At 70.7% G+C, this 24,678-nt stretch carries 25 protein-coding genes; 16 read left to right on the top strand and 9 right to left on the bottom strand.

Going from position 1 to position 24,678, the window contains the following annotated elements:
- The first annotated feature begins 128 nt into the window (after positions 1-128).
- Both AQJ27_RS36905 and AQJ27_RS36910 read left to right on the top strand, forming a co-directional pair.
- Positions 129-503, top strand: coding sequence for a DUF779 domain-containing protein (locus tag AQJ27_RS36905; RefSeq protein ID WP_067378635.1), 375 nt, complete (start codon positions 129-131; stop codon positions 501-503).
- A 75-nt stretch (positions 504-578) separates the two neighbouring features.
- Positions 579-1,853, top strand: coding sequence for a phosphodiester glycosidase family protein (locus AQJ27_RS36910; RefSeq protein ID WP_079065520.1), 1,275 nt, complete (start codon positions 579-581; stop codon positions 1,851-1,853).
- 27 nt (positions 1,854-1,880) lie between these two features.
- Here AQJ27_RS36910 and AQJ27_RS36915 read toward each other — a convergent pair whose 3' ends face one another.
- From AQJ27_RS36915 to AQJ27_RS36940, 6 genes are all read right to left on the bottom strand, one after another.
- Complete coding sequence (locus AQJ27_RS36915) at positions 1,881-2,075, bottom strand: hypothetical protein (RefSeq protein ID WP_054228939.1); 195 nt, start codon at positions 2,073-2,075, stop codon at positions 1,881-1,883.
- A gap of 147 nt (positions 2,076-2,222) precedes the next feature.
- Positions 2,223-3,080, bottom strand: coding sequence for a phosphatidylinositol-specific phospholipase C/glycerophosphodiester phosphodiesterase family protein (locus AQJ27_RS36920; RefSeq protein WP_067378639.1), 858 nt, complete (start codon positions 3,078-3,080; stop codon positions 2,223-2,225).
- A 175-nt stretch (positions 3,081-3,255) separates the two neighbouring features.
- Positions 3,256-4,368: an acyl-CoA dehydrogenase family protein gene (locus tag AQJ27_RS36925; RefSeq protein WP_244313881.1), complete on the bottom strand. Its 1,113-nt coding sequence runs from the start codon at positions 4,366-4,368 to the stop codon at positions 3,256-3,258.
- Positions 4,365-5,546 carry an acyl-CoA dehydrogenase family protein gene (locus AQJ27_RS36930; RefSeq protein ID WP_067378642.1) on the bottom strand — a complete coding sequence of 394 codons (1,182 nt, stop codon included), beginning with the start codon at positions 5,544-5,546 and terminating at the stop codon, positions 4,365-4,367. The genes AQJ27_RS36925 and AQJ27_RS36930 overlap by 4 nt, the downstream gene beginning before the upstream one ends.
- Positions 5,543-6,520 (bottom strand): NADPH:quinone oxidoreductase family protein, encoded by a 978-nt coding sequence (locus AQJ27_RS36935; RefSeq protein WP_067378645.1) that lies wholly within the window; start codon positions 6,518-6,520, stop codon positions 5,543-5,545. The genes AQJ27_RS36930 and AQJ27_RS36935 overlap by 4 nt, the downstream gene beginning before the upstream one ends.
- Before the next feature lie 94 nt (positions 6,521-6,614).
- Positions 6,615-7,199 carry a helix-turn-helix domain-containing protein gene (locus AQJ27_RS36940; protein ID WP_067379113.1) on the bottom strand — a complete coding sequence of 195 codons (585 nt, stop codon included), beginning with the start codon at positions 7,197-7,199 and terminating at the stop codon, positions 6,615-6,617.
- A 99-nt stretch (positions 7,200-7,298) separates the two neighbouring features.
- On the opposite strand from AQJ27_RS36940, the gene AQJ27_RS36945 reads away from it, so the two are divergent.
- The 5 genes from AQJ27_RS36945 to AQJ27_RS36965 are packed head-to-tail and all read left to right on the top strand — an operon-like array spanning position 7,299 to position 12,008.
- Complete coding sequence (locus AQJ27_RS36945; RefSeq protein WP_067379114.1) at positions 7,299-8,249, top strand: NAD(P)/FAD-dependent oxidoreductase; 951 nt, start codon at positions 7,299-7,301, stop codon at positions 8,247-8,249.
- A gap of 44 nt (positions 8,250-8,293) precedes the next feature.
- Complete coding sequence (locus AQJ27_RS36950; protein WP_067378648.1) at positions 8,294-9,832, top strand: ATP-dependent DNA ligase; 1,539 nt, start codon at positions 8,294-8,296, stop codon at positions 9,830-9,832.
- Positions 9,829-10,296 carry an NUDIX hydrolase gene (locus tag AQJ27_RS36955; RefSeq protein WP_067378651.1) on the top strand — a complete coding sequence of 156 codons (468 nt, stop codon included), beginning with the start codon at positions 9,829-9,831 and terminating at the stop codon, positions 10,294-10,296. Before AQJ27_RS36950 ends, AQJ27_RS36955 begins: the two co-directional genes overlap by 4 nt.
- Before the next feature lie 53 nt (positions 10,297-10,349).
- A complete protein-coding gene (locus AQJ27_RS36960) occupies positions 10,350-11,744 on the top strand; it encodes an NADP-dependent succinic semialdehyde dehydrogenase (protein ID WP_067378654.1) in 1,395 nt (464 codons plus the stop codon).
- Between the two features lie 24 nt (positions 11,745-11,768).
- Complete coding sequence (locus AQJ27_RS36965) at positions 11,769-12,008, top strand: DUF6213 family protein (RefSeq protein WP_054228947.1); 240 nt, start codon at positions 11,769-11,771, stop codon at positions 12,006-12,008.
- A gap of 42 nt (positions 12,009-12,050) precedes the next feature.
- Here the strand turns inward: AQJ27_RS36965 and AQJ27_RS36970 are convergent, their stop codons facing one another.
- Positions 12,051-12,725: a transcriptional regulator gene (locus tag AQJ27_RS36970; protein WP_067378657.1), complete on the bottom strand. Its 675-nt coding sequence runs from the start codon at positions 12,723-12,725 to the stop codon at positions 12,051-12,053.
- 213 nt (positions 12,726-12,938) lie between these two features.
- On the opposite strand from AQJ27_RS36970, the gene AQJ27_RS36975 reads away from it, so the two are divergent.
- From AQJ27_RS36975 to AQJ27_RS36985, 3 genes are read left to right on the top strand one after another with little or no spacing between them, the layout of a single operon-like run.
- Entirely contained in the window at positions 12,939-14,003 is a 1,065-nt protein-coding gene (locus tag AQJ27_RS36975) for a type III polyketide synthase (RefSeq protein WP_067378660.1), read from the top strand.
- 5 nt (positions 14,004-14,008) lie between these two features.
- Positions 14,009-15,223 (top strand): cytochrome P450, encoded by a 1,215-nt coding sequence (locus AQJ27_RS36980; protein ID WP_067379117.1) that lies wholly within the window; start codon positions 14,009-14,011, stop codon positions 15,221-15,223.
- 5 nt (positions 15,224-15,228) lie between these two features.
- Positions 15,229-15,750 carry a cupin domain-containing protein gene (locus AQJ27_RS36985; RefSeq protein WP_067378663.1) on the top strand — a complete coding sequence of 174 codons (522 nt, stop codon included), beginning with the start codon at positions 15,229-15,231 and terminating at the stop codon, positions 15,748-15,750.
- A 16-nt stretch (positions 15,751-15,766) separates the two neighbouring features.
- Here the strand turns inward: AQJ27_RS36985 and AQJ27_RS36990 are convergent, their stop codons facing one another.
- Positions 15,767-16,996 (bottom strand): acyl-CoA dehydrogenase family protein, encoded by a 1,230-nt coding sequence (locus tag AQJ27_RS36990; protein ID WP_067378666.1) that lies wholly within the window; start codon positions 16,994-16,996, stop codon positions 15,767-15,769.
- A 169-nt stretch (positions 16,997-17,165) separates the two neighbouring features.
- Between AQJ27_RS36990 and AQJ27_RS36995 the strand changes: the two genes are divergently transcribed.
- Complete coding sequence (locus AQJ27_RS36995; protein ID WP_054228952.1) at positions 17,166-17,810, top strand: TetR/AcrR family transcriptional regulator; 645 nt, start codon at positions 17,166-17,168, stop codon at positions 17,808-17,810.
- A gap of 144 nt (positions 17,811-17,954) precedes the next feature.
- Here AQJ27_RS36995 and def read toward each other — a convergent pair whose 3' ends face one another.
- Complete coding sequence (gene def, locus AQJ27_RS37000; RefSeq protein WP_067378669.1) at positions 17,955-18,494, bottom strand: peptide deformylase; 540 nt, start codon at positions 18,492-18,494, stop codon at positions 17,955-17,957.
- A 154-nt stretch (positions 18,495-18,648) separates the two neighbouring features.
- Here def and AQJ27_RS37005 point away from each other — a divergent pair, with 154 nt between their 5' ends.
- The 5 genes from AQJ27_RS37005 (at position 18,649) to AQJ27_RS37025 (ending at position 24,665) form a co-directional block, all read left to right on the top strand.
- Entirely contained in the window at positions 18,649-19,887 is a 1,239-nt protein-coding gene (locus AQJ27_RS37005; protein WP_054228954.1) for a MurT ligase domain-containing protein, read from the top strand.
- 22 nt (positions 19,888-19,909) lie between these two features.
- Positions 19,910-20,638 carry a type 1 glutamine amidotransferase gene (locus tag AQJ27_RS37010; RefSeq protein WP_054228955.1) on the top strand — a complete coding sequence of 243 codons (729 nt, stop codon included), beginning with the start codon at positions 19,910-19,912 and terminating at the stop codon, positions 20,636-20,638.
- Between the two features lie 259 nt (positions 20,639-20,897).
- The gene (locus AQJ27_RS37015; protein ID WP_054228956.1) at positions 20,898-21,923 is read left to right on the top strand and encodes a 6-phosphofructokinase; all 1,026 of its coding nucleotides are present in this window, start codon (positions 20,898-20,900) and stop codon (positions 21,921-21,923) included.
- Positions 21,924-22,026: 103 nt separating this feature from the next.
- Complete coding sequence (locus tag AQJ27_RS37020; RefSeq protein ID WP_067378672.1) at positions 22,027-22,980, top strand: cytochrome c oxidase assembly protein; 954 nt, start codon at positions 22,027-22,029, stop codon at positions 22,978-22,980.
- 86 nt (positions 22,981-23,066) lie between these two features.
- Positions 23,067-24,665 carry a PASTA domain-containing protein gene (locus tag AQJ27_RS37025; protein ID WP_067378674.1) on the top strand — a complete coding sequence of 533 codons (1,599 nt, stop codon included), beginning with the start codon at positions 23,067-23,069 and terminating at the stop codon, positions 24,663-24,665.
- Positions 24,666-24,678: the final 13 nt, after the last annotated feature.

The following is a 24,678-nucleotide window of genomic DNA, read 5'->3' on the forward strand; positions in this document are numbered from 1 at the left end:
GGCCAGGAGTGAGCGGACACTGCGACCGGCGATTCAGCCGCAAAGCGAGATCCGGACCGGTTCCGGGCCAACCAACCGTCGCGCGAAGCGGTGGCATCCGTCTCCGCGCATCAAGGCAGGGACACGCCATGGACCAGCAGGAGACGACGAACGCCGCCCCGCGCGTGGAGCTGACGCCCTCGGCCGCCGAGTTGCTGCGGCGGCTGCGGGCAGTCCACGGACCGTTGATGTTCCACCAGTCCGGCGGCTGCTGCGACGGCAGTGCGCCCATGTGCTACCCGGAGGGCGAGTTCCGCACCGGCGGCTCCGACGTGCTGCTCGCCGAGCTGGAGGTCGAGGGGCTGGACGAGCCGGTGACGTTCTGGATGTCGAAGAGCCAGTACGAGCTGTGGAGCCACACGCGACTGATCGTCGACGTCGTGGCGGGCCGCGGCAGCGGTTTCTCCCTGGAAGCACCCGAAGGAGTGCGTTTTCTCATCCGTTCCCGCGTCGTAGATGCCTAGGTCCTGCGGAGGTCGTCACGGTCTGCTGCAATCCCCCTGAGTCCCAAGACAGTTGACGAGACCTCAGGGGGCACCGTGACACCTCGCGACGGACGACTCAGAACAGCACTGACGGTTCTCACGGCATGGAGCGCGCTGGCCGGTGCGGCCCTGGTGGGGGCGGCACCGGCCAGCGGCGTGGAAGGCGCCCGCACCTGGAGCGGCACGCTCGCGGACGCGAAGGCCCGCGTCGGCAAGGCCGTCGCCCCGGGCATCACGTACAGGGAGTTCAACCTCCCGGCCGCCCAGGGCGTGGCGCGCGCACACGTACTGAGCGTCGATCTGAGCAACCGTCATGTGCGCGTCGATCTCCTCCACTCCGGGGCCGTGGCCTCCCGGGCGGCCGTCTCCCGGCTGGCCGAGGCGCAGGGCGCCGTCGCCGGCGTCAACGGTGACTTCTTCGACATCTCCGAGGCCCAGCATCCGGGGGTCGAGGCCACGGGCGCGACCGTGGGTCCGGCGATCGCGAACGGCCTCACCCTGAAGGCGGCGGTCCCGGACGGTCAGCGCTTCGGCCCCGCCCTGCCGCCCGGCACGACCACGAAGAACGTGCTCGGCGTGGGCCTGGACGGCCGGGCCCGGCTGGACAGTCTGGCCCTCGACGGTTCCGTGCGCAGCTCCCGTGGGCGGTGGGCGCTCGGCGGGCTCAACCAGTATGCGCTGCCGCAGGGTTCCATCGGCGCGTTCACCTCGGCCTGGGGCGGTGTCTCCCGGAAGCGGGCCGTCTGCGGCACCGACATCGACCGCGCCGCGCCCTGCAGCGGGGACACCTACGAGGTGACGGTCCGCCGCGGCAGGGTCGTGTCGACGGCCACCACACCCGGCGGCGGTGCCATCGCGTCCGGCACCACCGTGCTGGTGGGGCGCGAGGCGGGCGCGCGGCGGTTGCGCGAGCTGGCGATGGGGCAGGCGGTCCGCGTTCAGCACTGGCTCGTCGCGGCCGGCACCCGGATCCGGTACCGCTTCGCGCTCGGCGGCTATCCGGTCCTCACCCACGGGCAGCCGCTGCCCGGTCTGAACAACACCACCTCGGCCGTACGGACCGCCGTGGGCATCGCGAACAAGGGGCGGCGCCTGCTTCTGCTCGCCCTCGACGGCGCGGCCGCCTACCGCGGCGGACTGACCATCGCCGAAGTGGCGCACACCATGAAGACGTTGGGCTCCGTCGACGCGTTCAGTCTGGACGGCGGCGGCTCCACGACCATGGTGGCGCGGATGCCGGGAGCGGGCTCGGTGAGCGTTCTCAACCACCCCTCCGGCGGCGCCGAACGCCCAGTCCCCAACGGCATCGGCGTGTTCTCACACAGCTGACCCGGCTGACACATCTGAAGCCGAACATCAGGGGCGCAGGCTGCTCACGATGTCCGCCGTCGCGGTGAGCCCGTTCTGAATGGTCGGCGCCATGCTGGTGGTCGACAGATAGAAGCCGAGCAGTACGCAGACCACCGCGTGCGAGGGTTTCAGCGCGCCGTTGCGCAGGAAGACCACCGCGAGGATCAGGAGCAGTACCACCACAGAGATGGAAATGGCCATCGTCAACCTCCTCCGCCACGTCGACACCGCGGCTTTCGGCCGCAAGTGTCGCGTAGCGGAGGGTTCGTCCGGGCGGCTGACGTGTCCTCCGAACGTGTGGTGTCTACGCCCACTCGCACACCAGCGCGTGCACTTGCTGGTGCGCGTCTACTCGTGCGCGTCGAGGAAGGCTTCGAGCCCGGCGAGGTCGTCGGTGTTGAAGTAGTCGAGGCCGGCGGCCAGCAGTTCGCCCCACAGGGCCTCGCGCGCCGGGCCCGCCAGGTCGGGCGTGGCCCAGAACCGCACCTTCTGGTGCCGCCGGTGCGCCGCCTCGATGATGCCGCGCAGCTTCGCACGCTCGGCGTCGGGGAACGGGCCGTCACCGAGCCAGGTGAAGTTGAGCGTCCAGTTGTCCGAGATCAGCGGGATGAAGGCGGCGGGGGCCGCGCTGCCGAGGTCGGTGAGCCTGCCGTCGTAGAAGGCGCGCCGCACGCTCTGCGCCTCCATGGGCGTACGGGCGGCGCGGTCGCCGGAGATCACCGCGGTGATCGGCCCCGGACGCACCCGGCCGTGCGCGTAGGTGGTGAACAGGTGCGGGTAGCGGCTCAGATGGCGGTCGAGTTCGAGGTACGTCGACGAGCCCTCGGTCTTGATGTCGATGAGGAGTTGCACGGGCCGTCGGTATCCCCGGTAGACCGAGCCGTGGTTGGCCTTCACGCGGGCGGCGAGGGGCGCGAGGTAGAGGGATTCGAGGGTGCGGGTCGGGTCGAGGTCGACCGGGTCGTGGGCGACGAGGAGTTGGTCGCCGACGAGGTAGATGTCGGCCTCGACGCTGCCGAAGCGGTGGTCGAGGGCGTCGAACAGGGGGCGCGGGTGCTCGTAGTCGTTGTGCGCGTGGGCACGCCACAGGGGGCGTGTGCGGTGCTTCTCCTCCCCCGCCAGTGCTCGCGAGGCGGGCAGGGCGACCGAGCCCGCCAGGGCGGCGCCGAGGGTGGTGAGGGCTCTGCGACGGGTGGTGAGGGCCATGCTCTGCCTCCCTTGAGGGGTGCGCTACGGACCTCAGCGAGTATGCGGTCTCCGGGGGCCCAACAAACCTTGGGGTGAGGGGAGTTGGCCGGACTGCCGCTGTCCGTTCACTTCACCCGCGGTGCGCACACCGAGAGGCCCGCCCCTGGTGGGGCGGGCCTCTGGCGGAGGTACGTCAGGGGGCTTGCAGGTCCACCAGTTCGGCCAGCGCCGCGCGATGGGCTCCCGCCGTGCCGTACGCGATCGAGTCCGCCTTGGCCCGCTTCAGGTAGAGGTGAACCGGGTGCTCCCAGGTCATCCCGATGCCCCCGTGCAGCTGGAGGGCCTCCTCGGCGGTGTGGACGGCGACGGACGCCGCGTACGCCTGGGCGACGGCGACGGACACGTCGGTGTCCGCGCTGCCGGTCGCGAGCGCGTCGGCGGCACCGCGGGCGGCGGCACGCGTGTTGACGACCTCCAGCCACAGCTGCGCGAGCCGGTGCTTGAGCGCCTGGAATCCGCCGACGGGCCGGTTGAACTGCTTGCGTTCCTTGAGGTGGCGGACCGTCTCGGTCAAGCACCAGTCGGCGAGGCCGAGTTGCTCGGAGGCAAGCAGTCCTGCACCGCTGCGCAGGGCCCGTCGTACGGCGGGTTCGGCGGCGCCGAGGCGACGTGCGCGCACCCCGTCGAGGGTGACCGTGGCGAGCCGCCGGGTGAGGTCGAGGGACACCTGCGGGGTGAGGGTCACGGCGTCCCCGTCAACCGCGTACAGCCCGCCGTCGTCCGCCGGAACCAGCAGCACGTCGGCCACCGCCGCGTCCGCGATCCCCGTCAGCTCCCCGTGCAGAAGGCCGTCCTCGTTCCGTACGGTCTTGTGGGCGCCGCCGGGTGCCACGGACAGGGCGACGGCGAGCGCGCCGATCGTCCGGCCCGACGCCAGCGCGGTCAGCAGCCCGGCGGCCTCCTCGCCCTCGCAGGCCAGCAGGGCCTCGGTGGCGACGACGGCGCTGGTCAGATACGGCACCGGCGCGACCGCACGCCCCAGTTCCTCCAGCACCACGGCGACTTCGCGGTGGGTGGCGCCCTGGCCGCCCAGCGACTCGGGTACGAGCAGGCCCGCCAGGCCCATCCCGTCCGAGAGCGCCTTCCACAGTTCGGGGTCGTGCGGGGTGTCCGTCTCGGTGCGGGTGATGACGCCCGCCACGTCGCAGTGGTCGGAGAGGAGGTCGCGGACGGCGGCGCGCAGCGCCTCTTCCTCCTCCGAGTACAGCAGATCGGGCTGGGTGCTCTGTGTTGTCGTCATCATCATCGGGTCAGGTCCTTCCACGCGACGTCCTTGTCGGTGCGCGGCTCGGACGGCAGGCCCAGCACGCGTTCGGCGACGATGTTCAGCAGGACCTCGCTGGTCCCGCCCTCGATGCTGTTGCCCTTGGAGCGCAGATAGCGGTAGCCGGCCTCGCGGCCGGTGAAGTCGACCAGTTCCGGCCGACGCATCGTCCAGTCGTCGTACAGCAGGCCTTCCTCGCCGAGGAGTTCGACCTCGAGGCCGCTGATCTCCTGGTTGAGGCGGGCGAATCCGAGCTTCATCCCGGAGCCCTCGTGGCCGGGCTGGCCCGCGACGAGCTGCTGGCGCAGCCGTTCACCGGAGAGCCGGGCGACCTCGGCCTCCACCCACAGCTTCAGCAGCCGCTGGTGCAGATCGTGGGTGCGCAGTTCGGGACGCTCGCGCCAGGTCCTGGAGACCGGGCCGATCATGCCGCCCTCGCGCGGGATACGCATACCGCCGATGGAGACGCGCTCGTTCATGAGCGTGGTCTGCGCGACCCGCCAGCCGTCGCCGACCTCACCCAACCGGTGCGCGTCGGGAATGCGGACGTCGGTGAGGAAGACCTCGTTGAACTCGGCCTCGCCGGTGATCTGGCGCAGCGGCCGCACCTCGACGCCGGGGTCGGTCATGTCGCAGATGAAGTACGTGATGCCGCGGTGCTTGGGCACGTCCGGGTCGGTGCGGGCGATGAGGATGGCCCAGCGGGCGAGGTGGGCGCTGGAGGTCCACACCTTCTGCCCGTTGACCACCCAGTTGTCGCCCTCCCGGACGGCACGCGTACCGAGCGCGGCCAGGTCGGACCCGGCGCCGGGCTCGCTGAAGAGCTGGCACCAGACCTCCTCGCCGACCCACAACGGCCTGAGGAAGTCCCGCTTCTGCTCCTCGGTGCCGAAGCCGAGGATGGTCGGCGCGGCCATGCCGAGGCCGATGCCGATGCGCCGCGGGTCGTTGTCGGGGGCGCCGGCGGCCTCCAGTTCGGCGTCCACGACGGCCTGGAGGGTGCGCGGAGCGCCGAGACCGCCGAGGCCCTCGGGGTAGTGCACCCAGGCGAGTCCCGCGTCGAAACGGGCCTTGAGGAAGTCGACCCGGTCCGTGGTCGCGGGCGGGTGCGCCGCCAGCAACTCCTTCGTACGGGTGCGCAGTTCGGCTGCGTCGGTCATGCGGCGGCTCCGTTCTCGAGAGAGGGCACCACGACGACCCGCCCGGTGGTGACACCGTCGCCGACCCGCTGCACGGCGGCCGCACCGCCGCCCAGCGGCACGCGCTCGCTGACCAGCGGCTTGATGGCACCGCGCGCGGCCAGCTCGGTGAGCTGCTCGTGGCAGTGCTGGATCAGCTTGGGGTTCTTGGTGCCGTACAGGCCCCAGTGCAGGCCGAGGATCGCGTAGTTCTTCACCAGGGCGTGGTTGAGCGCCGGGCTGGGGATCGAGCCGCTGGCGAAGCCCACGACGACGATCCGGCCCTCGAAGGCGACGACCTTGGTGGACTGGGTGTACGCCTCACCGCCGACGGGGTCGTAGATCACGTCGGCGCCCCGGCCGCCGGTGGCTTCCTTCACGGCGGCGATGACGTCCTGGGTACGCCGGTCGATGACGACGTCGCAGCCCAGCTCGCGCGCCACGGCCACCTTGTCGGCCCCGCCGACCACGCCGATGACGGTGGCGCCCGCCGCCTTGCCCAGCTGCACGGCCGCGCTGCCGACCCCTCCGGCGGCTGCGTGGACGAGCAGCGTCTCGCCGGCTTCGAGACGGGCCCGGCGGTGCAGACCGAACCACCCCGTCTGGTAGCCGATGTGCAGGGCGGCCGCCTCGGCGTCGTCGAGGGTGTCGGGCGCGGGCAGCAGGGCGGCGGCGTCCGCGACGGTGTACTCGGCGAAACCGCCGTGCGGCAGCGCGGGGTTGGCCAGTACGCGGCGCCCGTCCTCGGTCTCGCCGCAGATCTCCACACCGGGCGTGAACGGCAGTGGCGGCCTGACCTGGTAGTGCCCGCGGCACATCAGCACGTCCGGGAAGTTGATGTTCGCCGCGCGTACCTTGAGCAGGACCTGCCCCTCACCGGGCACCGGTCGCTCCACGTCCTGGAGCTGCATCACCTGACTCGGTTCGCCGAGCTGGTGTACTTGCCATGCCTGCATGCGGGGCCTCCACGGGACTGCTCTGTCTGACCGGGCTCGACCGCATACTAAGCGGTCGCTTGCCGATCAGGGAACAGTCATGTGCGTCACGCCCTCACGAGCGGGCCGGACGCGCCCTCACATGCATCCGCTCTCCCTGCGGCCCGAACAGGCTCAGGAACTCCACGGGCCCCTCCCCCGTCGACCCGAACCAGTGCGGCACCCGCGTGTCGAACTCGGCGGCCTCCCCCGGGCCGAGCACGACGTCGTGGTCGGCCAGCACGAGCCTCAGCCGACCCGACATCACGTACAGCCACTCATAGCCCTCGTGGGTCCGGGGTTCCGGTTCGAGCTTGCGCTGCGGTTCGAGCACCTTGTACGCCTGGAGTCCGCCGGGCTGCCGGGTGAGCGGCCAGTGGGTGCGGCCGCCGCGCACGATCGGCTGGGCGCGTACGCGCGGGTCGCGCACCTGGGGCGCGCCGACCAGCTCGTCCAGCGGTACCTCGTGGGCCCGGGCGATCGGCAGCAGGAGCTCCAGGCTGGGCTTGCGCAGCCCCGACTCCAGCCGCGACAGCGTGCTCACGGAGATGCCGGTCGCCTCGGACAGCCCGGCGAGTGTCGCGCCCCGCTCCTTGCGGATGCGCCGCAGCCTCGGCCCGACCTCGGCCAGCACCTCGTCCGTCTGTGCATCGTCATCCATGCCCTTGCTCATGCCCATATTGCAGATTCGGCAAAGCCATTTGTCAATGCGGCACCGGTCGGGCGACCGTCTGCGGTGGAGGTGGTCACCATGACCGACATGACCGAGAGGTACGAAGCCGTCGTCGTCGGCGGCGGCGCGGCCGGCCTGTCCGCCGCGCTGGTCCTCGGCCGGGCCCGGCGCCGCACGCTCGTCGTCGACGCGGGCGAGCCGCGCAACGCGCCCGCCGCGCATCTGCAGGGCTATCTGACCCGGGACGGCATGCCGCCCGCGGAGTTCCTCGCCGCGGGGCGCGAGGAGATCGCGCGGTACGGCGTCGAGCTGGTCCGGGACCGGGCGGTGGACGCGTCCCGGCAGGACGACGGCGAGTTCCGTGTGACGCTCGCGGCCGGACGGACCGTGCACGCGCGGCGGCTGATCCTCGCCACCGGGCTGGCGGACGAGCTCCCCGCGGTCACGGGGATCGCCGAGCGCTTCGGGCGGGACGTGCTGCACTGCCCGTACTGCCACGGCTGGGAGGTCCGCGACAGGTCCTTCGGGGTGCTGGCCACCACGCCGATGAGCGTCCACCAGGCGCTGATGGTCTCCCAGTGGTCGAAGGACGTCACCCTGTTCCTGCACAGGGTCGCCGAGGAGGAGCTGACGGGCGACGACACGCGACGGCTCGCCGCTGCCGGGGTCGTCGTGGTGGCCGGTGAGGTCGCGGGGCTCGTCGTCGAGGGCGACCGGCTCACGGGGGTCCGGCTCACGGACGGTACCGTCCACGACCGCTCGACGCTCTTCGTGGCGCCGCGCGCGGTCCCCCGCAACGACCTGTTCGAGCGGCTGGGCGCCGCACTGCGCGAGACCCCGTTCGGCACGTACCCGGTGGTCGACGAGACGGGCCTGACGACCGTGCCCGGCGTCTGGGCGGCGGGCAACGCGGTGGGCTTCGCCGAGCAGGTCGTGAACGCCGCGGGCGCGGGCTACCGGGCGGCGGCCACGCTCAACGGCGAGCTGCTCTTCGCCGACCTCGACGCCGCCCAGGACAGGTCCTGGCCCCGGAGCTGAACCGCCCGGGTGTGGACGGCGCCCCTCCGTAGCACCATGGCTCCATGCTGCTCGCCCGGCTCGCCCGTGTGTCCCAGGAGGTCGCCGCCACCTCGGCGCGGTCCCGGAAGACCGCCCTGCTCGCCGAGCTGTTCCGGGACGCCGACGCGGACGACGTGCCGATCGTGATCCCTTATCTGGCGGGCCGTCTCCCGCAGGGGCGGCTCGGCATCGGCTGGAAGCTGCTGAGCGGGCCGGTGCCGGCCGCGATCGAGCCGTCGCTCACGGTGCGGGACGTGGACGCCCGGCTGACGGAGGTCGGCGCGGTCACGGGCGCCGGCTCGCAGGCGGAGCGCAGACGGCTGATGGACGAGCTGCGGGCGGCGGCCACCGAGGACGAACAGCGGTTCCTGTCCGGGCTGCTCACCGGTGAGGTGCGGCAGGGCGCGCTGGACGCGGTCGCGGTCGAGGGGCTCGCCGAGGCGACCGGCGCGCCCGCCGCGGACGTACGGCGGGCGGTGATGCTCGCCGGATCGCTGCAGACGGTGGCGCAGGCGCTGCTGGCGGACGGCCCCGGGGCCCTGGACGACTTCCGGCTCACGGTGGGCCGCCCGGTACTGCCCATGCTCGCCCACAGCGCCACGTCCGTGTCCGAGGCCGTGGAGAAGCTGGGCGCGTGTGCCGTCGAGGAGAAGCTCGACGGCATCCGCGTACAGCTGCACCGCGACGGCGACGACGTACGGATCTACACCCGCACCCTCGACGACATCACCGACCGGCTGCCCGAACTCACCTCCGTCGCGATGGAGTTGAAGGGCACCCGGTTCATCCTGGACGGCGAGGTGATCGCGCTGGACGAGGACGGGCGGCCGCGCTCCTTCCAGGAGACGGCCGGGCGGGTGGGCTCGCGGGTGGATGTGGCCACGGCCGCGCGGAGCGTGCCGGTCTCCCCCGTCTTCTTCGACGCGCTCTCGGTCGACGGGCGGGATCTGCTGGATCTGCCGTTCGCCGAACGGCACGCGGAGCTGGCGCGGCTGGTGCCCGAGCCGATGCGGGTGCGGCGCGCCCTCGCCCACGGGCCCGAGGACATCCCCCCGGCACGACGATTCCTCGCCGAGACGTTGGAGCGCGGTCACGAAGGCGTGGTGGTGAAGGCTCTGGACGCCCCCTACAGCGCGGGCCGGCGCGGGGCGTCGTGGCTGAAGGTCAAACCCGTGCACACCCTCGACCTGGTGGTCCTGGCGGCCGAGTGGGGCCACGGACGGCGCACCGGCAAGCTCTCCAACCTGCACCTCGGGGCCCGCGCCGCGGACGGCTCCTTCGCGATGCTCGGCAAGACCTTCAAGGGCATGACGGACGCGATGCTGGCCTGGCAGACCGAGCGCCTCCAGGAGCTGGCCGTCGAGGACAGCGGCCACGTGGTCACCGTACGGCCCGAACTCGTCGTGGAGATCGCCTACGACGGTCTGCAGAAGTCCACCCGCTACCCGGCCGGGGTCACCCTCCGGTTCGCCCGCGTGGTGCGCTACCGCGAGGACAAGACGCCCGCGGAGGCCGACACGGTCGAGACCCTGCTCGCCGCACACCCGGAGGTGGCCCCGTGACGGGGAAGCGCAGTGCCGGACTGTTGCTGTACCGGCGCACCGACGACGGCCCGGAGGTGCTGCTCGGCCATATGGGCGGCCCGTTCTTCGCGCGGCGGGACGCCGGGGCGTGGACCGTGCCCAAGGGCGAGTACGAGCCCGACGAGACCGCCTGGGACGCGGCGCGCCGGGAGTTCCAGGAGGAACTGGGGCTGCCGCCGCCCGACGGCGAGGCCGTCCCGCTCGGCGAGGTCGAGCAGAAGAACGGCAAGGTCGTCACGGCCTGGGCGATCGAGGCGGACCTCGACCCGGCGACCGTGGTCCCGGGCACCTTCGAGATGGAGTGGCCGCCGAAGTCGGGGCGGCGCCAGGAGTTTCCCGAGCTGGACCGGGTGGAATGGTTCGGCCTGGACCGGGCCCGGGAGCTGATCGTGCCGGCGCAGGCGGCGTTTCTGGACCGGCTGGCGGAGCACTCGGACTTATAGAGACTTATGGAGAACTGCCCGCTCGAAGAACAGCCCGCTTCAGGAGGTCGGCCATGCCCATCGCGACGGTGAACCCGGCGAACGGCGAGACGCTCAAGACGTACGACGCGCTCGGCGCCGAGGAGATCGAGCGCAGGCTCGCCACGGCCGAGACCACGTTCCGCGACTATCGCACCACCTCCTTCGCCGAGCGTGCACGGCTGCTGCACAGGGCGGCCGACCTCCTCGACGAGGAACGGGACGACATCGGCCGGGTGATGACCACGGAGATGGGCAAGCCCGTCAAGCAGGCCCGCGCGGAGGCCGCCAAGTGCGCGAAGTCGATGCGCTGGTACGCCGACCACGCCGAGGAACTGCTCGCCGACGAGGAGCCCGCCGACTCCGACGTCAAGGACTCCGGCGCCTCCCGCGTCCTGGTGCGCTACCGGCCGCTGGGCCCGGTGCTGGCCGTCATGCCGTGGAACTTCCCGCTCTGGCAGGTGGTCCGGTTCGCCGCGCCCGCCCTGATGGCGGGCAACGTCGGCCTGCTCAAGCACGCCTCGAACGTGCCGCAGACCGCCCTCTACCTGGAGGACCTGTTCCGCCGGGCGGGCTTCCCCGAGGGCTGTTTCCAGACGCTGCTGATCGGCTCGGGCGCCGTGGAGGGCATCCTGCGCGATCCCCGGGTCAAGGCGGCGACGCTGACCGGGAGTGAACCGGCGGGGCGCGCCGTGGCCTCGGTCGCCGGGGACGAGGTCAAGAAGACGGTGCTGGAGCTGGGCGGCAGCGACCCGTTCGTCGTCATGCCCTCCGCCGACGTGGACCGGGCGGCGCGGACCGCGGTGACGGCCCGGGTGCAGAACAACGGGCAGTCGTGCATCGCGGCCAAGCGGTTCATCGTGCACACGGACGTGTTCGACGCCTTCGCCGAGCGCTTCACGGCGGGCATGAAGGCGCTGAAGGTCGGCGATCCGCTGGACGAGGACACCGACATCGGCCCGCTCTCCACCGAACAGGGCCGCGGTGACCTGGAGGAGCTCGTCGACGACGCGGTGGAGAACGGGGCGACCGTGCTGTGCGGCGGCGAGCGCCCGGAGGGCTTCACGGAGCACGGCTGGTACTACGCGCCGACCATCCTCACCGACATCACCCCCGAGATGCGCGTCCACCAGGAGGAGACCTTCGGGCCGGTCGCCACGCTCTACCGCGCCGCCGATCTGGACGAGGCGGTGGCGCTCGCGAACGACACGCCGTTCGGGCTGAGTTCGAACGTCTGGACGAACGACGAGGCAGAAGCGGACCGGTTCGTACGCGACCTGGAGGCAGGCGGCGTGTTCTTCAACGGGATGACCGCCTCCCACCCGGCGTTCCCGTTCGGCGGGGTCAAGCGGTCCGGCTACGGGCGTGAACTGTCGGGACACGGAATCCGCGAGTTCTGCAACATCACCACCGTATGGCACGGAGCGTAAGCGTTCCGCAGCTACGATCCCCCTGTGAACCGCGAAGTGACCCTGCCTCTGATCGTCGACGACCGCGGCACGTTGCAGGTGGCGGCCGCCGACGTCAGCAAACTGCTGCGCACGGTGGGCGGCCGGTGGCTGCACCTGGTGGAGGCCGGCCAGGACGGACTCGACGAGGACACGGTGGCGACGCTGACCATCGAACTCGCCAAGCTCGCCGACCGCATCGACGTGGCCTGCATCGCGCACAGCAGCGGGACGACGTCCGACTGACGGCGCGCGTCCGCCCGGTCCGCACGCCGGGCCGACGCGCCCTCAGGCCGTCCGCTGGTCGAGTTCCCACAGGGCGTGCCAGAACTTCGCCTCGTAGCTCTGCAGCAGTCGCCCGTACCGCAGGACCTCGGTCTCCCCGATCCGCCCCGCGTCCAGCCCCGCCTGTACAGCCGCGAGCGCCTTCCGCTCCAGCTCCGGGGCGGGAGCCGCGAAGAAGTCGAAGAAGCCGCACACCTCGCCGCCGAAGCCGTAGTGGCGGCGCAGGGCTTCGGCGATCGCCGCGCAATAGCCGCCCCACGTCGTGAAGTTGCCGCTCAGGGCGAGCACCACGTCGGCCGGTGAGCCGTTCAGGGCCAGCCAGGCGACGTACGCGGGATAGGCCTGGCAGTCCGCGAGCGGCTCGTAGGCCGCCACCCGCGCCTCGTCCACCCCGCAGGCGGCGGCGAACACATCCAACCTGCCCTGGGCCAGAGCCTCACCCTCCGCGAGCACGGCGAAGAAGGCGGCGCTCTGCGGATCGACGTCCGGACGCTCGACCAGATGCAGGAACGCACGGCGGTCCGCGGCGATCACATGGCGCTGTTCCAGGGCGAGGGCGGCGAGCGTGGAACGCTGCGCCGCGCCCCGGGCGATGAGGGGCAACAGCCGGTTGGCGTGGGGGTCCGGGGCGAGCTTCCCCGTGGTGTCCTCCAGCAGTTCCCTGGCCGTGCGCACCATGGCGTACTCCTTCGGTTCGGCCGTCCCGGGGCCTCTTCCCTCGTGCTCCTGCGCCCTCCCAAGAATCCCCGGAATGGAGTAACCCGACGAGAGATCCCCACGCTTCCGGGTGATCGTGGGTGGACCACCCCGGTGGGTGAACCACCCCCGTGGGTGAACCACTCTTCCGCCGGGGGACGAGAGTTCCCCGGAAGGCGAAAGAAGGCGCGCGTCATGGCGACTTTGTGCAGACCTTCGGTCTCCGTGCCGGAATACGTGATCACGATGGAGGAGACGCTGGAGCTGGCTCGCTCCCGTCACGAGGACCACCCACAGCTCCCGTTGGCACTCCGACTGATCGAGAACACCGGTGTCCAAACGCGGCACATCGTGCAGCCCATCGAGGAGACGCTGAAACACCCGGGCTTCGAAGAACGCAACAAGGTCTACGAGAGCGAGGCCAAAGCCCGCGTCCCCGCCGTCATACAGCGGGCGCTGGATGACGCCGAGCTGCTCACCACCGACATCGACATGATCATCTACGTCTCGTGCACCGGGTTCATGATGCCCTCGCTCACGGCCTGGCTGATCAACTCGATGGACTTCAGCAGCGACACCCGGCAGATACCCATAGCCCAGCTGGGCTGCGCGGCAGGCGGCGCCGCGATCAACCGTGCCCACGACTTCACCACGGCGTACCCCGACGCCAATGCGCTCATCGTGGCCTGCGAGTTCTGCTCGCTCTGCTACCAACCGACCGATCTCAGCGTCGGCTCGCTGCTCTGCAACGGCCTGTTCGGCGACGGCATCGCCGCCGCCGTCGTCCGCGGCAACGGCGGCACCGGCGTCCACCTGGAGCGCAACGGTTCCTACCTGGTCCCCAAGACCGAGGACTGGATCATGTACGACGTCCGCGCCACGGGGTTCCACTTCCTACTGGACAAGCGGGTTCCCGGGACGATGGAACCGCTCGCCCCCGCCCTCCACGCCCTCGCGCGACAGCACGACTGGGACGCCTCCGACCTGGACTTCTACATCATCCACGCGGGCGGCCCCCGGATCCTCGACGACCTCAGCAAGTTCCTCGAGGTCCCGCCGGAGGCCTTCCGGTTCAGCCGGGCCACCCTCACCGAGTACGGGAACATCGCCAGCGCCGTCGTCCTGGACGCGCTGCGCCGACTGTTCGACGAGGGCGGCGCCGAGCACGCCGCGCGCGGACTGCTCGCGGGCTTCGGCCCCGGCATCACCGCGGAAATGGCCCTGGGCCGCTGGCGCGACGGCAGCAACGAGACGGTGTGAACGAAATGACCGAGAAGACGATGCCCGGGCCACTGCCGCCTGTCCGGCACTGGCCCGCCCTCGACCTGAAGGGCGTGGACTTCGACCCGGTCCTGAGCGAGCTGATGCGCGAGGGACCGGTCACCCGGATCCAGCTGCCCAACGGCGAGGGCTGGGCCTGGCTGGTGACCCGACACGACGATGTGCGCATGGTCGCCAACGACCCACGGTTCGGCCGCGAGGCGGTGGTGGACCAGCCGGTCACCCGGCTCGCCCCGCACTTCATCCCGGCCCGCGGCGCGGTGGGCTTCCTGGACCCGCCCGACCACACCCGGCTGCGCCGCTCGGTGGCGGCGGCCTTCACGGCACGCGGGGTGGAACGGGTCCGCGACAAGGCCCGGCGCACGCTCGACGTGATGGTCGACGAGCTGCTGCGGATCGGACCGCCCGCGGATCTCACCGAGGCGGTCCTCAGCCCCTTCCCCATCGCGGTCATCTGCGAGCTGATGGGCGTCCCCGCCGACGACCGGCGGGGCATGCACACCTGGACGCAGCTGATCCTGTCCTCCGCGCACGGCGCCGAGGTCAGCGAAAAGGCCAAGGACGAGATGGGCGCCTACTTCAGGAAGCTCATCGGCGCCCGGAACGACAGCAGGGACGAGGACGTCACCTCGCTGCTGGGCGCCGCCGTGGGCCGGGACGAGATCGATCTGGAGGAGGCCGTCGGACTCGCCGTCCTCCTCCAGATCGGCGGCGAGGCGGTCACCAACAACAGCGGGCAGATGTTCTACCTGCTCCTGACCCGCCCGGCGCTGGCCGACCGGCTGCGCTCCGACCCTCGGATCCGCCCCCAGGCCATCGACGAGCTGCTGCGCTACATCCCGCACCGCAACATGGTCGGCCTGTCGCGGATCGCGAGGGAGGACGTCGAGATCAGGGGCGTACAGATCCGGGCCGGCGATCCGATCTACGTCTCGTACCTGGCCGCCAACCGCGACCCGGAGGTCTTCCCGGACCCGGAGCACATCGACTTCGGGCGCAGCCCCAATCCGCACGTGGCGTTCGGCTTCGGCCCGCACTACTGCCCGGGCGGGATGCTGGCCAGGCTGGAGTCGGAACTCCTGGTCGAGGCGCTTGTGGACCGGCTGCCGGGACTGCGGCTCGCCGTCCCCCCGAGTCAGGTCCCGTTCAGGAAAGGCGCGTTGATCCGTGGCCCCGAGGCTCTGCCCGTGACGTGGTGAGCGCGATGACCATGACCGAAGGACTCCTCGTACCACCGGGTCACGGCCGGATCGTGCAGACCCCCGCCCAGCACGTGACGTTCAAGGTGACCGGCTCGCACTCGCGCACCGCGTCCACCTTCGAGGTGCTGGTACCACCCGGGTTCGACGTGGGCGCCCATGTGCACACGCGCAGCGAGGAGCTGTTCTACGTGCTCGAAGGCGAGGTGGACGTGCTCGCCTTCGAGCCTCTGATCCGGACCCCCGACAACTGGCAGAAGTGGGAGTCGAGTTCGGGCAACCGGGTGGTACGGGCAACCCCGGGCACGCTCATCGTCGTGCCCCCGGGCTGTCCCCACGCCTTCTCCAACCCCACCGAGAGCCAGGCGAAGATGTTCTTCCAGGCCTCCCCGCCCCCGGACCACGAGCGCTACTTCGAGGAGCTGCTCGAGATCCTGAGGGACGGGGGCCCGCCGGACCACTCGGCCATCGAGGAACTGAGGGCGAGGTACGACATCGAGCAGCTCACCCCTCTGAAACTCCGGTGAGGGCAGCGCGCAACCGCTACCGAATCGGCATCCCGGAGAGCGTCCGCGCGATCACCAGCCGCTGGATCTCACTCGTACCTTCAAAAATGGTGTAAATGGCTGCATCCCGGTGCATCCGCTCCACCGGATACTCACGGGTGTAGCCATTTCCACCCAGGATCTGGATCGCCTGACCGGTGACCTTCTTCGCCGTCTCACTGGCGAACAACTTGGACATCGACCCCTCGGCCGCGGTGAACGGCTTCCCGTTGACCGCCATCCACGAAGCCCGCCACACCAGCAGACGCGCCGCATCGATCGACGTACGCATGTCGGCGAGCTGGAACGCGACACCCTGATTGTCGATGATCGGACGCCCGAACTGCTCACGCGTCATCGCATAGTCGAGGGCGACCTCGTACCCGGCGCGGGCCGTGCCCACCGCCATGGCCCCGACGGCCGGACGCGACGCCTCGAACGTGGCCATCGCGGCGTTCTTCACCCGCTCACCGCCACCCGCCTTCGCGCGCTCCCGGGCGCGGGCCAGGCGCTCGTCCAGCTTCGCCTTGCCTCCGAGCAGGCAGGAACCGGGGATGCGAACGTTGTCGAGGACGACCTCGGCGGTGTGCGAGGCACGAATGCCGTGCTTCTTGAACTTCTGGCCCTGGGAGAGGCCCGTCGTGTTCGGCGGCACGATGAAGGAGGCGTGCCCCTTGGAACCGAGGTCCGGGTCGACGACCGCGACGACGACATGGACATTGGCGATGCCACCGTTGGTCGCCCAGGTCTTGGTGCCGTTGAGCACCCACTCGTCCTTGGCCTCGTCATAGACGGCACGCGTGCGCATCGAGGCGACGTCGGAGCCGGCGTCGGGCTCGGAGGAGCAGAAGGCCGCGACCTTGACATCGTTGGCGTCGCCATACATCTGCGGGATCCAGGTGCCGATCTGCTCCTCGGTGCCGTTGGCGAGGACGCCCACGGCGGCGAGGCCGGTGCCGACGATCGACAGGGCGATGCCCGCGTCGCCCCAGAACAGCTCCTCCATGGCCATGGGGATGCCGAGACCGGTCGGGTCGAAGTACTGCTGGGCGTAGAAGTCCAGGGAGTAGATGCCGACCTTCGCGGCCTCCTGGATGACCGGCCAGGGAGTCTCCTCGCGCTCGTCCCACTCGGCGGCCGCGGGGCGGATCACATCGGCGGCGAACCCGTGGAGCCAGTCGCGGACCTCCCTCTGTTCGTCGTTGAGCTCCATGGTGAACTCGGCCATGTCCCCTCCAGCACTGCACTAAAGTGTTACTTGCGGTAACTGGAGTCTGTTACTGATCAGTAGTAAAAGTCAACTCCCACGTTCCGCTCGTCAGCCCGTTCGATACGCATGGGCCGATGAGTGTTACTTTGCGCAGGCGTCACCGAATCACCACGGGTGGGGAGAGATCATGGACACCACACAGCGGACCGATCAGCAGAGGTCCGCCGACCGCCGCCGGCGTGAGCTGCTGGAGGCCGCGGACAGAGTGGTGCTTCGCGACGGCCCCGGGGCCTCGATGAACGCCATCGCCGCCGAGGCGGGCATCACCAAGCCGATCCTGTACCGCCACTTCGGCGACAAGGGCGGACTCTACGCGGCCCTGGCCAAGCGGCACACCGACGCTCTCCTCGGAGCGCTGCGGGCCGCGTTGGACGCGCCCGCGGAGCGCCGGGAGCGGGTGGAGGCCACGCTCGACACGTATCTCGCGGCCATCGAGGCGCACCCTCAGGTCTACCGCTTCCTGATGCACCCCACGGAGGGCGCCTCGTCCGCCGACCAGGGCTTCGACCTGGGCAAGCACTCCGCGCCGCTGCTGCGCCGCATGGGCGAGGAGTTGGCCGAGGTCATCGAGGAACGGGTGGATCTCGGACCGGGCAGCCAGCAGCTGGCGCGGGTGTGGGGGCACGGGATCGTCGGCATGATGCATGCCGCCGGGGACTGGTGGCTCGGTGAACAGCCCTGCTCCCGGGCCGAGTTGGTACGGAGTCTGGCCGACCTGCTGTGGGGCCGGCTGGCCGCGGCCGGCGACCGTGTCGGGGGTCCTGGGTTCTGAGGTCGGGTGTCGGCTGCGGGTTGTTCGTGGCTGGTCGCGCAGTTCCCCGCGCCCCTCAAAGCGGGGCGCTCACGTCGGCGCCCCTCCAGGGGCGCGGGGAACTGCGCGCTCAGCCGAAGACAATCCGCAGCCGGCCCGCAATGCTCAGCGCCCCCAAGACGCCCGCGCCGCCTGCCTCATCACCCGGCGCCGACGCCACCCACTCAGCCGGTCCACGTACAGACCACCCTCCAGGTGGTCGTACTCGTGCTGCAGACACCGGGCGAACCACCCCGTGCCATGCACCGACACCGGCTCCCCGTCCACCGTGAACCCCTCGACGACGGCGTGGTCGTACCGCTCCGTCCCCGCTTCCAGGCCGGGCAGGGAGAGACAGCCCTCCGGCCCGCGCAGGACCACTCCGTCCGCCTCGACGAGACGGGGGTTCACCACGTGTCCCAGATGGCGGACGTCATCGTCGTCCGGGCAGTCGTACACGAAGACCCGCGAAGCGACGCCGACCTGGTTCGCGGCGAGGCCGACGCCCTGGGCGGCGTACATCGTCGCGAACATGTCCTCGACGAGTCGGGCGAGTTCGGGACCGAAGTCCGTGACGTCTTCACACGGTGTGTGCAGAACGGGGTCGCCGAGCAGAGTCACAGGCCGGACGCGCCCTCGGGTGCCGGGGATGGAACCGTGTCGCATGGCGGCAAGGGTACGGTCCTCATGGGCGCGCGAATGTCGCGCGGGCACCGTGGAGGTGCCGCGATTCGGGCACGTGAGTGGATCTCGATAGGCTGAGGTCCACACGGTGCCGGGGGCAGAGGCGCGGCGCGTACGCAAGGAGGATCGAGAAACGATGTCAGGCAACTCGGACCCGCTGACGCCGCGGGCCAAGCTGGCCGTGACGGCGGGCAAGGCGGCGGCGGCCGTCTCGCGGGCCGCCGGACGCGGCAGCGGATCGGTGATCGGCGGCCGGGTGGCACTCAAGCTCGACCCCGATCTGCTGGCCAGGCTCGCCACCCACCTGGACGTGATCCTGGTGTCGGCGACCAACGGCAAGACCACGACCACCCGGCTGATCGCGGAGGCGCTGCGCGCCGCGGGCCCGGTCGTGTCCAACGCGCTGGGCGCCAACATGCCGGCCGGTATCACCTCGGCTCTCGCCGGGGGTTCGGACGCGAAGTTCGCGGTCATCGAGGTCGACGAGAAGTACCTCGCGGGTGTCGCCCGCGACACCGACCCGAAGTGCATCGCCCTGCTCAACCTCTCCCGCGACCAGCTCGACCGGGCCGCCGAGACCCGGATGATGGCCGAGCACTGGCGCGAGGGCCTGGCCGGCTCCAAAGCCGTCGTGGTCGCCAACGCCGACGACCCGCTCGTCGTGTGGGCCGCTTCCTCCTCGCCGAACGTCATGTGGGTGGCGGCCGGTCAGATGTGGAAGGACGACGCCTGGTCCTGCCCGTCCTGCGGCGGTGTGATGCAGCGCCCCGGCGACGACTGGTTCTGCGGCGACTGCGGCTTCCGCCGTCCGACGCCGACCTGGGCGCTGTCCGGGGACCACGTCCTCGACCCGCACGGCTCCGCGTGGCCGATCCACCTCCAGCTGCCCGGCCGGGCCAACAAGGCGAACGCCGCCTCGTCTGCCGCCGTCGCCGCGGTCTTCGGGGTGCCCCCGCAGGTCGCCCTGGAGCGCATGTACCAGGTACAGGCGGTCGCCGGACGCTATGACGTGGTGCAGTTCATGCAGCGCGACCTGCGTCTGCTGCTCGCCAAGAACCCCGCGGGCTGGCTCGAGACGTTCTCCCTGATCGACCCTCCGCCGACCCCGGTCATCCTGTCCGTGAACGCGCGGGGCGCCGACGGTACCGACACCTCCTGGCTGTGGGACGTCGACTACACCCGTCTGACCGGGCACCCCATCTTCGTGCTCGGCGACCGCAAGCTCGACCTCGCCGTGCGTCTCGAGGTCGCCAACCAGTCCTTCCAGGTCTGCGAGAACCTCGACCAGGCGGTGCAGCTCGCCCCGCCCGGTCGCATCGAGGTCATCGCGAACTACACCGCATTCCAGGATTTGAGGCGTCGTGTCGGCAACTGAGCAGCCACGGAGGACCAAGAGAATGAGTGACAACAGCCTGCGCCTGGTGTGGATCTACCCGGACCTGCTGAGCACCTACGGCGACCAGGGCAACGCCCTCGTCGTGGAGCGCCGGGCCCGCCAGCGCGGTCTCGACGTCGCCCGTCTCGACGTACGCAGCGACCAGCCGATCCCGACCTCCGGCGACATCTACCTCATCGGCGGCGGCGAGGACCGGCCGCAGCGGCTCGCCGCGGAGCGCCTGCGCCGCGACGGCGGTCTGCACCGCGCGGTGGGCAACGGCGCGATCGTCTTCTCGGTCTGTGCCGGCTACCAGATCCTCGGCCACGAGTTCATCAACGACCTCGGGCAGCGCGAGCCCGGCCTCGGTCTGCTCGACGTGGTCTCGGTGCGCGGCGAGGGCGAGCGGTGCGTCGGCGACGTCCTCGGAGACATCGACCCGCGCCTCGGCCTGCCGCAGCTGACCGGCTTCGAGAACCACCAGGGCGTCACCCACCTCGGCCCCACCGCGCGTCCCTTCGCGCAGGTGCGGCTCGGCAAGGGCAACGGCACCGGCGACGGCACCGAGGGCGCGTACAACGACACGGTCTTCGGCACGTACATGCACGGGCCCGTGCTCGCCCGCAACCCGCAGATCGCGGACCTGCTGCTGAAGCTGGCGCTCGATGTGAACGCGCTGCCGCCGATCGACGACCGCTGGTACGAGGCGCTCCGGGGCGAGCGCATCTCCGCGGCGCAGCAGCCCGCCTGAACGGTCGGCCAACAACGGACAAACGGTACGGGATGTCCACGGGGCGCGCTTGAGGGATACCTCAAGCGCGCCCTAGGCGTATCCGGCACGGTGTACCCAGGTCGGGCCCGCCTGACCGGGTGTCCGCTCACTTGTGCGGCCGCGTCCACCAGGCGGACGCCCGCTACGGCACCACCCCGTCCCGCCGGTAGGGTGACCGGGATTCCAGCCGGACAGCGTGGTCCGGTACCCGGCCCACGTTGAGAAGGTATTTCGGGCTATGCGCATTGGTGTCCTCACGTCCGGCGGCGACTGCCCCGGCCTGAACGCCGTCATCCGGTCCGTCGTGCACCGTGCCGTCGTCGACCACGGCGACGAGGTCATCGGCTTCCGGGACGGCTGGAAGGGGCTTCTGGAGTGCGACTACCTGAAGCTCGACCTCGACGCGGTGAGCGGCATCCTGGCTCGCGGCGGCACGATCCTCGGCTCCTCCCGGGTCCAGCCCGCGCAGCTGCGTGACGGCGTGGAGCGGGCCAAGGGCCATGTCGAGGAGCTCGGCCTCGACGCGATCATCCCGATCGGCGGCGAGGGCACGCTGAAGGCGGCCCGGCTGCTCTCGGACAACGGCCTGCCGATCGTCGGCGTGCCGAAGACCATCGACAACGACATCGCCGTCACGGACGTGACCTTCGGCTTCGACACGGCCGTCGGCGTCGCGACCGAGGCCCTGGACCGGCTGAAGACCACCGCCGAGTCCCACCAGCGGGTGCTGATCGTGGAGGTCATGGGCCGCCACACCGGCTGGATCGCCCTGCACTCCGGCATGGCCGCGGGCGCGCACGCCATCGTCGTCCCGGAACGCCCCTTCGACATCGAGGAGTTGGCCGCGCGGGTCGGCGAGCGCTTCGAGGCGGGCAAGCGGTTCGCGATCGTCGTCGCCGCCGAGGGGGCGAAGCCTCGCCCGGGCACCATGGAGTTCGACGAGGGCGGCAAGGACGTCTACGGGCACGAGCGCTTCGCCGGCATCGCCCGGCAGCTCTCCCTGGAGCTGGAGGAGCGCCTCGGCAAGGAGGCCCGGCCGGTGATCCTCGGGCACGTCCAGCGCGGGGGGACGCCGACGGCGTACGACCGCGTGCTCGCCACGCGGTTCGGCTGGCACGCGGTGGAGGCCGCGCATCGCGGCGACTTCGGGAAGATGACCGCGCTGCGGGGGACCGACATCGTCATGGTGTCGCTCGCGGAGGCGGTGGAGAGCCTGAAGACGGTTCCCGAGGAGCGGTACGCGGAAGCGGAGTGCGTGCTCTGAGGGTTCGTTCGCGCTGCACTGACCCCGGTCACGGTTGTGGCCGGGGTCGGTCCTACTCTGGTTCGGACAGACAGCGCACAACGTACGAATCAGGAGCCGGCGGATGGATCACAGCGGGCACGGCATGACCATGGATCTGCCGCCGTTCACGCTGGGGCGGGGGCTCGAGTGGTCCGCGGACCCGTTCTTCCTCGTCGCCTGCCTGGTGGGACTCGGCCTGTACGGCTGGGGGGTCGTGCGGCTCGCGCGGCGCGGTGACAAGTGGTCGGCCGGGCGGACCATCGCCTTCGTGCTCGGCGTGCTGACCGTGATGCTCGTGATGTGCACCAAGCTGAACGACTACGGCATGGTCATGTTCAGCGTGCACATGGTGCAGCACATGGTGATCAGCATGCTCTCGCCGATCCTGATCCTGCTCGGAGCGCCGATCACCCTGGCGCTGCGCGCACTGCCGGTGGCCGCCACGCGAGGTAACAAGGGTCCGCGTGAACTGCTGCTGATGTTCCTGCACAGCCGCTACATGCGGATCATCACGCATCCGGCGTTCACGATCCCGCTGTTCATCGCGAGTCTGTACGCGCTGTACTTCTCCCCCATCTTCGACTTCCTGATGGGCTCCAAGGCCGGGCACATCGCGATGATGTGCCACTTCCTCGCCGTCGGCCTGGTCTTCTTCTGGCCGATCATGGGGGTCGACCCCGGACCGCACCGGCCGGGCTATCTGATGCGGATGCTGGAGCTGTTCGCGGGCATGCCGTTCCACGCGTTCTTCGGTATCGCGCTGATGATGGCGTCCGCGCCGATGGTGGAGACGTACAAGAACCCGCCCGCCTCGCTCGGCATCGACGCGCTCTCCGACCAGAGCGCCGCGGGCGGCATCGCCTGGGCGTTCAGCGAGATCCCCTCCGTCCTCGTGCTGATCGCGCTGCTCTTCCAGTGGTACGCCTCCGAGAAGCGGCAGGCCCGCCGCACGGACCGGGCCGCCGACCGCGACGGCGACAAGGAACTCGAGGCGTACAACGCCTATCTGGCCTCACTCAACGCACGCGGCCGCTGAATTAACTTTGCAATTCACCTTGCGTGAAGGGCTTTTCGGTTCAGTAGCATGGGGGGACAACGGGGGAAACCGCAGGGGGAGCGGTCATGTCAATTCGTGCGTCCATGCAAAGGGCGGGGATTTCCGCCGCCCGAAGGCTCGCTCTACTGCTGGTTTCGGTACTGATAGTCAGCGGGTGCAGCAAATCCGATCAGTTGTTCGTGGTACGGGCCGTGGCGGCGGGGGTCTCCTCGGTCTCCCCCTTCTTCAAGGAGGACCGGCAGCTCGGCACGGACATCCGCCTGCCCGAGGCCCGGCCCAGCGGTGGCGTGCAGGCCAGTAACAGCCCCGGGCTGTACGGCGGGGCCCCTGACGGCAGCAACGGAAGCGGTTCACCGGCACCGGCGCCCGACCCCAGTACCGGCACCGGCCCTGGCACCGGCGTGTGGGGCGGCACCACGAAACCCGGCACCTGCGCCGTGACGAAGTTGAAGAAATTCCTCACCGACCCCAAGAACTCGGCGAAGGCCCAGGAATGGGCGCGGGTCCTGCATATAAGCACCGATCAGATCCCGAGTTATATCGATCAACTCACACCCGTCGTACTGCGTCACGACACTCTCGTGACGAATCACGACTACAAGAACGGCAAGGCGGTTTCGTACGCCGCGCTGCTGCAGGCCGGAATCGCCATTCTGGTCGACCAACAGGGACTGCCCGCGGTGAAGTGCTCCTGCGGCAATCCGCTGCTCCCCTTCGAGGGAAAGGCCTCGAAGACCGACGTGCGGTTCAAGAACGGCAACAAGAAGTGGGCCGACTACCGGCAGGACCGCGTCGTGGTGGTCGAGCCGCCGCCCGGGGCGCAGGAGATCCACAAGCTCCAGCTCGTCGACGTGCACAACCCCGACCGGGGGATCGCCCGCCCGGTGGGCAGCGACGGCAGCCAGGACAAGTCCTTCGACACCCAGCAGAAGCACGCCGTGCCACCGGTCACCGGCATGACCTTCGCCGAGGCGACCCGGCGGCTGACCGACGCGGGGCTGGGAATGTCGTACGCCGGTGACAGCCTGCCGGCCGACGACGCCCAGGTGACGGCATCCCGGCCGACCGAGGGCAGCCAGGTCGTCTGGGGTACGTCGGTCATCCTGTCGGCGCGGTCCGACAGCCCGTCCGACAGTGGCGGTGGTCCGGTCACGCCGTCGGATTCCGGCACGAGCACGGGCGGCACGAACGGAACGCGCGGCACGAGCGGAACGGGCTCGGATCCCGGGACTACCCCGCCCACCCCGTCCGGGGGATCGTCCGGCCCCTCGTCCGGCGGCTCGTCATCGGACAGCGCCTCGCCGTCCGACGGTGGCACCGGGTCGGGTGTCCCTACGGATACGGCCACCTCCACCCCCACGAAATCCGCCACGCCCACGGACACCCCCACGGACACGAGCGGCGGAACGGGCGGCGGAACGACCTCGACCCCGTCGCACGCCTCTCCGACCGGCTCACCCGCGAGCAGTGCCCCGACCACCCCCACGGCCACTGCCCCGACCGTGCCGACGACCGAACCGACCTCGCACGAACCGACCTCGACCAGGCCCACCGTCAGCAGCGCGCCGCCGCCGAGTGAGCCCGTGTCGAGCACACCGCCCGCCCCGGTCGACCCGGGTACGAGCGACTCCGCTCTCGGTGGGCCCACCGAGAGCGCGGCCTGACCCGCGTACGACG

It is taken from the genome of Streptomyces olivochromogenes (genome assembly GCF_001514115.1).
GTDB lineage: Bacteria > Actinomycetota > Actinomycetes > Streptomycetales > Streptomycetaceae > Streptomyces > Streptomyces olivochromogenes.

Excerpts from the sequence above, each read along its gene's own strand:
- AQJ27_RS36905 (WP_067378635.1), top strand. The coding sequence starts at position 129 with ATGGACCAGCAGGAGACGACGAACGCCGCCCCGCGCGTGGAGCTGACG.
- AQJ27_RS36915 (WP_054228939.1), bottom strand. The coding sequence starts at position 2,075 with ATGGCCATTTCCATCTCTGTGGTGGTACTGCTCCTGATCCTCGCGGTG.
- AQJ27_RS36920 (WP_067378639.1), bottom strand. The coding sequence starts at position 3,080 with ATGGCCCTCACCACCCGTCGCAGAGCCCTCACCACCCTCGGCGCCGCC.
- AQJ27_RS36925 (WP_244313881.1), bottom strand. The coding sequence starts at position 4,368 with ATGATGATGACGACAACACAGAGCACCCAGCCCGATCTGCTGTACTCG.
- AQJ27_RS36930 (WP_067378642.1), bottom strand. The coding sequence starts at position 5,546 with ATGACCGACGCAGCCGAACTGCGCACCCGTACGAAGGAGTTGCTGGCG.
- AQJ27_RS36935 (WP_067378645.1), bottom strand. The coding sequence starts at position 6,520 with ATGCAGGCATGGCAAGTACACCAGCTCGGCGAACCGAGTCAGGTGATG.
- AQJ27_RS36940 (WP_067379113.1), bottom strand. The coding sequence starts at position 7,199 with ATGGATGACGATGCACAGACGGACGAGGTGCTGGCCGAGGTCGGGCCG.
- AQJ27_RS36945 (WP_067379114.1), top strand. The coding sequence starts at position 7,299 with ATGACCGAGAGGTACGAAGCCGTCGTCGTCGGCGGCGGCGCGGCCGGC.
- AQJ27_RS36950 (WP_067378648.1), top strand. The coding sequence starts at position 8,294 with ATGCTGCTCGCCCGGCTCGCCCGTGTGTCCCAGGAGGTCGCCGCCACC.
- AQJ27_RS36960 (WP_067378654.1), top strand. The coding sequence starts at position 10,350 with ATGCCCATCGCGACGGTGAACCCGGCGAACGGCGAGACGCTCAAGACG.
- AQJ27_RS36970 (WP_067378657.1), bottom strand. The coding sequence starts at position 12,725 with ATGGTGCGCACGGCCAGGGAACTGCTGGAGGACACCACGGGGAAGCTC.
- AQJ27_RS36975 (WP_067378660.1), top strand. The coding sequence starts at position 12,939 with ATGGCGACTTTGTGCAGACCTTCGGTCTCCGTGCCGGAATACGTGATC.
- AQJ27_RS36980 (WP_067379117.1), top strand. The coding sequence starts at position 14,009 with ATGACCGAGAAGACGATGCCCGGGCCACTGCCGCCTGTCCGGCACTGG.
- AQJ27_RS36985 (WP_067378663.1), top strand. The coding sequence starts at position 15,229 with ATGACCATGACCGAAGGACTCCTCGTACCACCGGGTCACGGCCGGATC.
- AQJ27_RS36990 (WP_067378666.1), bottom strand. The coding sequence starts at position 16,996 with ATGGCCGAGTTCACCATGGAGCTCAACGACGAACAGAGGGAGGTCCGC.
- AQJ27_RS36995 (WP_054228952.1), top strand. The coding sequence starts at position 17,166 with ATGGACACCACACAGCGGACCGATCAGCAGAGGTCCGCCGACCGCCGC.
- def (WP_067378669.1), bottom strand. The coding sequence starts at position 18,494 with ATGCGACACGGTTCCATCCCCGGCACCCGAGGGCGCGTCCGGCCTGTG.
- AQJ27_RS37005 (WP_054228954.1), top strand. The coding sequence starts at position 18,649 with ATGTCAGGCAACTCGGACCCGCTGACGCCGCGGGCCAAGCTGGCCGTG.
- AQJ27_RS37010 (WP_054228955.1), top strand. The coding sequence starts at position 19,910 with ATGAGTGACAACAGCCTGCGCCTGGTGTGGATCTACCCGGACCTGCTG.
- AQJ27_RS37015 (WP_054228956.1), top strand. The coding sequence starts at position 20,898 with ATGCGCATTGGTGTCCTCACGTCCGGCGGCGACTGCCCCGGCCTGAAC.
- AQJ27_RS37020 (WP_067378672.1), top strand. The coding sequence starts at position 22,027 with ATGGATCACAGCGGGCACGGCATGACCATGGATCTGCCGCCGTTCACG.
- AQJ27_RS37025 (WP_067378674.1), top strand. The coding sequence starts at position 23,067 with ATGTCAATTCGTGCGTCCATGCAAAGGGCGGGGATTTCCGCCGCCCGA.